The organism is Staphylococcus sp. HMSC062H10, from assembly GCF_001836945.1.
Taxonomy (GTDB): Bacteria; Bacillota; Bacilli; order Staphylococcales; family Staphylococcaceae; genus Staphylococcus; species Staphylococcus aureus.
Genome location: NZ_KV830986.1, coordinates 21,312 through 27,033 on the forward strand (window position 1 = coordinate 21,312; position 5,722 = coordinate 27,033).

Sequence of the window (5,722 nt, forward strand, 5' to 3'; positions counted from 1 at the left end):
TTGAACGTTTAGCAAGATATTGCGAAAAAAATAATGCAGTTGTGTTATTCAAAATGCATCCGTTCGTAAAAAATAGACTTAATATTTCACGTGAACATAGACAATACTTTATCGATGTGTCAGATTATCGTGAAGTTAACGATATTCTCTTTGTTACAGACTTGTTGATTAGTGATTATTCATCTTTAATATATGAATATGCAGTATTTAAAAAGCCAATGATTTTCTATGCATTTGACTTAGAAGATTATATTACGACGCGTGATTTCTATGAACCATATGAATCATTTGTTCCAGGTGAAATTGTACAATCCTTTGATGCATTAATGGATGCTTTGGACAATGAAGATTATGAGGTTGAAAAAGTTGTGCCATTCTTAGATAAACATTTTAAATATCAAGATGGTCGCTCAAGTGAACGTTTAGTCAAAGATTTGTTTAGACGCTAATGTTGGCATATATTACTTGCCATGCAAATGAGTCATAAGGCATAGTTTTCAAAAAGGGTTCTGACAATGAAGTGAGCAACATGTCATGATGAGAAGCAGGACTATACAATGAGAATGACCTTTTGATTTTTCATGCATAAGACGATGCAATCAAAAGCAATCACCTTCCAACTGAATTGTCATTTTGTAAAATAAAATAATCAATCCAATCGTTATCTAGTTCATAAATGTGTAAACACATACGTTATGAATGGATAACGATTTTTTGTTATGTTAAAGTGGTACATTAATCATGTATTTCGTATGATAATTAACGACAAGTGTAATGGTTAAATGTATTTTATGATGAAATGCTATAATAGGCATGGTTACAATGAGCTTGCTCATACATATTAATATAATTACAAAAACACGTCGGAGGTACGACATGATTAAAACTACAATTAAAAAATTGATAGAACACAGTATATATACGACTTTTAAATTACTATCAAAATTGCCAAACAAGAATCTAATTTATTTTGAAAGCTTTCATGGTAAACAATACAGCGACAATCCCAAAGCATTATATGAATACTTAACTGAACATAGCGATGCCCAATTAATATGGGGTGTGAAAAAAGGATATGAACACATATTCCAACAGCACAATGTACCATATGTTACAAAGTTTTCAATGAAATGGTTTTTAGCGATGCCAAGAGCGAAAGCGTGGATGATTAACACACGTACACCAGATTGGTTATATAAATCACCGCGAACGACGTACTTACAAACATGGCATGGCACGCCATTGAAAAAGATTGGTTTGGATATTAGTAACGTTAAAATGCTAGGAACAAATACTCAAAATTACCAAGATGACTTTAAAAAAGAAAGCCAACGTTGGGATTATCTAGTGTCACCTAATCCATATTCGACATCGATATTTCAACATGCATTTCATGTTAGTCGAGATAAGATTTTGGAAACAGGTTATCCAAGAAATGATAAATTATCACATAAACGCAATGATACTGAATATATTAATGGTATTAAGACAAGATTAAATATTCCATTAGATAAAAAAGTGATTATGTATGCACCAACTTGGCGTGACGATGAAGCGATTCGAGAAGGTTCATATCAATTTAATGTTAACTTTGATATAGAAGCTTTGCGTCAAGCGCTGGATGATGATTATGTTATTTTATTACGCATGCATTATTTAGTTGTGACACGTATTGATGAACATGATGATTTTGTGAAAGACGTTTCAGATTATGAAGACATTTCGGATTTATACTTAATCAGCGATGCGTTAGTTACCGACTACTCATCTGTCATGTTCGACTTCGGTGTATTAAAGCGTCCGCAAATTTTCTATGCGTATGACTTAGATAAATATGGCGATGAGCTTAGAGGTTTTTACATGGATTATAAAAAAGAGTTGCCAGGTCCAATTGTTGAAAATCAAACAGCACTCATTGATGTATTAAAACAAATCGATGAGACTGCAAATGAATATATTGAAGCACGAACGGTATTTTATCAAAAATTCTGTTCATTGGAAGATGGACACGCGTCACAACGAATTTGCCAAACGATTTTTAAGTGATAACTTAAAAACAATAAAAAATTATAAATTAATTAGTTAAGTGATATAAATAATAAACGAAATGTTTGCTTGTATGTTATTATTTGTGTATGAAAACGTCTGATATAATGTAATATAGGTTTAAACAAAATATGCTAAAATATAAGCAAAATATGTATAATTTTAAGTAATACACAGACATTTAGAGTTTTGATTTTAAAATGAGTTTTCAATTGGAAAATGCAACGAAATTTAAATAATTAAATATAGATATAGTTGAATGGAGGAAGTATTTTATGAAATACGCTGGTATTCTAGCTGGAGGTATAGGCTCAAGAATGGGTAACGTACCTTTACCTAAACAATTTTTAGATTTAGACAACAAACCGATTTTAATCCATACATTAGAAAAATTTATTTTAATTAATGATTTTGAAAAAATTATTATCGCGACGCCACAACAATGGATGACGCATACAAAAGATACACTTAGAAAATTCAAAATTTCTGATGAGAGAATTGAAGTGATTCAAGGTGGTAGTGATCGTAACGATACAATTATGAATATCGTTAAACATATTGAATCAACAAATGGTATTAACGATGACGATGTTATTGTAACGCACGATGCAGTAAGACCATTTTTAACGCATCGTATCATTAAAGAAAATATTCAAGCTGCATTAGAGTATGGCGCGGTAGATACAGTTATTGATGCTATCGATACAATTGTTACATCTAAAGATGATCAAACAATTGATGCCATTCCAGTGCGTAATGAAATGTATCAAGGTCAAACACCACAATCATTCAATATTAATTTATTAAAAGAAAGCTATGCGCAGTTAAGTGATGAGCAAAAGAGTATTTTATCTGATGCTTGTAAGATTATTGTAGAAACAAACAAACCGGTTCGACTTGTAAAAGGTGAGTTATATAACATTAAAGTAACAACACCTTACGATTTAAAAGTAGCGAATGCTATTATTCGAGGTGGTATTGCCGATGATTAATCAAGTATATCAATTAGTTGCACCTAGACAATTTGAAGTTACGTATAACAACGTAGATATTTACAGTGACTATGTCATTGTACGTCCTTTATATATGTCAATTTGTGCTGCCGATCAAAGATATTATACTGGTAGCCGTGATGAGAATGTCTTATCTCAGAAATTGCCAATGTCTTTAATTCATGAAGGTGTGGGTGAGGTCGTATTTGACAGTAAAGGTGTGTTTAATAAAGGTACAAAAGTGGTTATGGTACCGAATACGCCGACAGAAAAAGACGATGTAATTGCTGAAAATTATTTAAAATCGAGCTATTTCAGATCAAGTGGACATGATGGGTTTATGCAAGATTTTGTGTTGCTAAATCATGATAGAGCTGTACCACTACCTGATGATATTGATTTAAGTATTATTTCATATACAGAGCTTGTAACAGTAAGTTTGCATGCTATTCGTCGTTTTGAAAAGAAATCTATTTCAAATAAAAATACATTTGGTATTTGGGGTGATGGTAACTTAGGTTACATTACAGCCATTTTATTACGTAAATTATATCCAGAGTCTAAAATATATGTCTTTGGTAAAACAGATTATAAATTGAGTCACTTCTCATTTGTTGATGATGTCTTCTTTATTAATAAAATACCTGAAGGCTTAACATTTGATCATGCATTTGAGTGCGTTGGTGGGCGTGGTAGCCAATCAGCAATAAATCAAATGATTGATTATATTTCACCAGAAGGAAGCATTGCACTGTTAGGTGTAAGTGAGTTCCCAGTAGAAGTTAATACACGTCTAGTATTGGAAAAAGGACTAACGTTGATTGGTAGTAGTCGAAGTGGTTCAAAAGATTTCCAAGATGTTGTAGACTTGTACATTCAATACCCAGATATTGTAGATAAATTAGCGTTGTTAAAAGGTCAAGAATTTGAAATTGCAACAATTAATGATCTTACAGATGCTTTTGAAGCAGACCTGTCTACATCTTGGGGTAAAACAGTATTAAAATGGATTATGTAAATAGAAAAGGATGAATTAACGTTGGTTAAAAGTAAGATATATATAGATAAAATCTATTGGGAACGTGTTCAGTTATTCGTTGAAGGACATAGTGAAAACCTAGATTTAGAAGATAGTAATTTTGTATTAAGAAATTTAACTGAGACACGTACAATGAAGGCGAATGATGTCAAAATAGATGGGAATCAATTCGTTTGTCGTTTCAATGTAGCTATCTTAGATAATGGTTATTACTTACCTGAAGATAAGTACTTATTAGTGAATGAGCAAGAACTTGATTATATTGCACAGTTAAACCCAGATGTGATTAATGATGCATATCAAAATCTAAAGCCAGAACAAGAAGAAGAATACAACGAATTAGAAACACAAAATGGTAAAATCAATTTCTTATTGCAGACTTACCTAAAAGAATTTAGAAAAGGCGGCATTTCAAAGAAAACGGTTTATACTGTTACACCTGAAATTTCTAGCGATGTTAATGAATTTGTCCTTGATGTTGTTGTAACGACTCCGGAAGTTAAAAGTATTTATATCGTTCGTAAATATAAAGAATTACGAAAGTATTTCCGCAAACAATCATTTAATACAAGACAATTTATTTTTAAAGCGATATTTAATACGACGAAATTTTTCCACTTGAAAAAAGGGAATACGGTGTTGTTCACATCAGACTCTAGACCAACGATGTCTGGAAACTTTGAATACATCTATAACGAAATGTTACGTCAAAATTTAGATAAAAAGTATGATATTCACACTGTTTTTAAAGCGAATATTACAGATAGACGTGGCATCATCGACAAGTTTAGATTGCCATATTTACTTGGGAAGGCAGACTACATCTTTGTTGATGACTTTCACCCATTGATTTATACAGTGCGTTTTAGACGTTCTCAAGAAGTTATTCAAGTGTGGCATGCCGTTGGTGCCTTTAAAACAGTTGGCTTTAGTCGTACTGGTAAAAAGGGTGGACCATTTATTGATTCATTAAATCATCGTAGCTATACAAAAGCTTATGTATCATCTGAAACCGATATTCCATTCTACGCTGAAGCATTTGGTATTAAAGAGAAAAATGTAGTGCCTACAGGTGTGCCACGTACTGATGTACTATTTGATGAAGCTTATGCGACACAGATCAAACAAGAGATGGAAGATGAATTACCGATTATTAAAGGTAAGAAAGTCATTCTTTTCGCACCAACATTTAGAGGTAGTGGTCATGGTACAGCACATTACCCATTTTTCAAAATTGATTTTGAACGTTTAGCAAGATATTGCGAAAAAAATAACGCGGTTGTATTATTTAAAATGCATCCATTTGTGAAAAATAGACTTAATATTGCAGACAAACATAAACAATATTTTGTTGACGTTTCTGACTTTAGAGAAGTTAATGATATACTGTTCATAACAGATTTATTGATTAGTGATTATTCATCATTAATATATGAATACGCAGTATTTAAAAAGCCAATGATTTTCTATGCATTCGACTTAGAAGATTATATTACGACACGTGATTTTTATGAGCCATATGAATCATTTGTTCCAGGTAAGATTGTGCAATCATTTGATGCATTAATGGATGCCTTGGACAATGAAGATTATGAAGGAGAAAAAGTTATTCCATTCTTAGATAAACATTTTAAATATCAAGATG

At 31.8% G+C, this 5,722-nt stretch carries 4 protein-coding genes and 1 pseudogene; all 5 read left to right on the forward strand.

Going from position 1 to position 5,722, the window contains the following annotated elements; genetic code table 11:
* Positions 1–449 (forward strand): annotated as a pseudogene (gene tarK / locus HMPREF2658_RS09140) (teichoic acid ribitol-phosphate polymerase TarK); the annotation flags it as partial.
* A 427-nt stretch (positions 450–876) separates the two neighbouring features.
* On the forward strand, positions 877–2,046 hold the full coding sequence (tarF, locus tag HMPREF2658_RS09145; protein ID WP_000598256.1) for a teichoic acid glycerol-phosphate transferase TarF: 1,170 nt from the start codon (positions 877–879) through the stop codon (positions 2,044–2,046).
* A 275-nt stretch (positions 2,047–2,321) separates the two neighbouring features.
* Complete coding sequence (locus HMPREF2658_RS09150; protein WP_000872484.1) at positions 2,322–3,038, forward strand: D-ribitol-5-phosphate cytidylyltransferase; 717 nt, start codon at positions 2,322–2,324, stop codon at positions 3,036–3,038.
* Positions 3,031–4,056, forward strand: coding sequence for a ribitol-5-phosphate dehydrogenase (locus HMPREF2658_RS09155; protein WP_000610202.1), 1,026 nt, complete (start codon positions 3,031–3,033; stop codon positions 4,054–4,056). Before HMPREF2658_RS09150 ends, HMPREF2658_RS09155 begins: the two co-directional genes overlap by 8 nt.
* 21 nt (positions 4,057–4,077) lie before the next feature.
* A partial coding sequence (gene tarL / locus HMPREF2658_RS09160; protein ID WP_001835303.1) for a teichoic acid ribitol-phosphate polymerase TarL occupies positions 4,078–5,722 on the forward strand: 1,645 nt, incomplete at its 3' end.

Excerpts from the sequence above, each read along its gene's own strand:
- tarF (WP_000598256.1), top strand. The coding sequence starts at position 877 with ATGATTAAAACTACAATTAAAAAATTGATAGAACACAGTATATATACG.
- HMPREF2658_RS09150 (WP_000872484.1), top strand. The coding sequence starts at position 2,322 with ATGAAATACGCTGGTATTCTAGCTGGAGGTATAGGCTCAAGAATGGGT.
- HMPREF2658_RS09155 (WP_000610202.1), top strand. The coding sequence starts at position 3,031 with ATGATTAATCAAGTATATCAATTAGTTGCACCTAGACAATTTGAAGTT.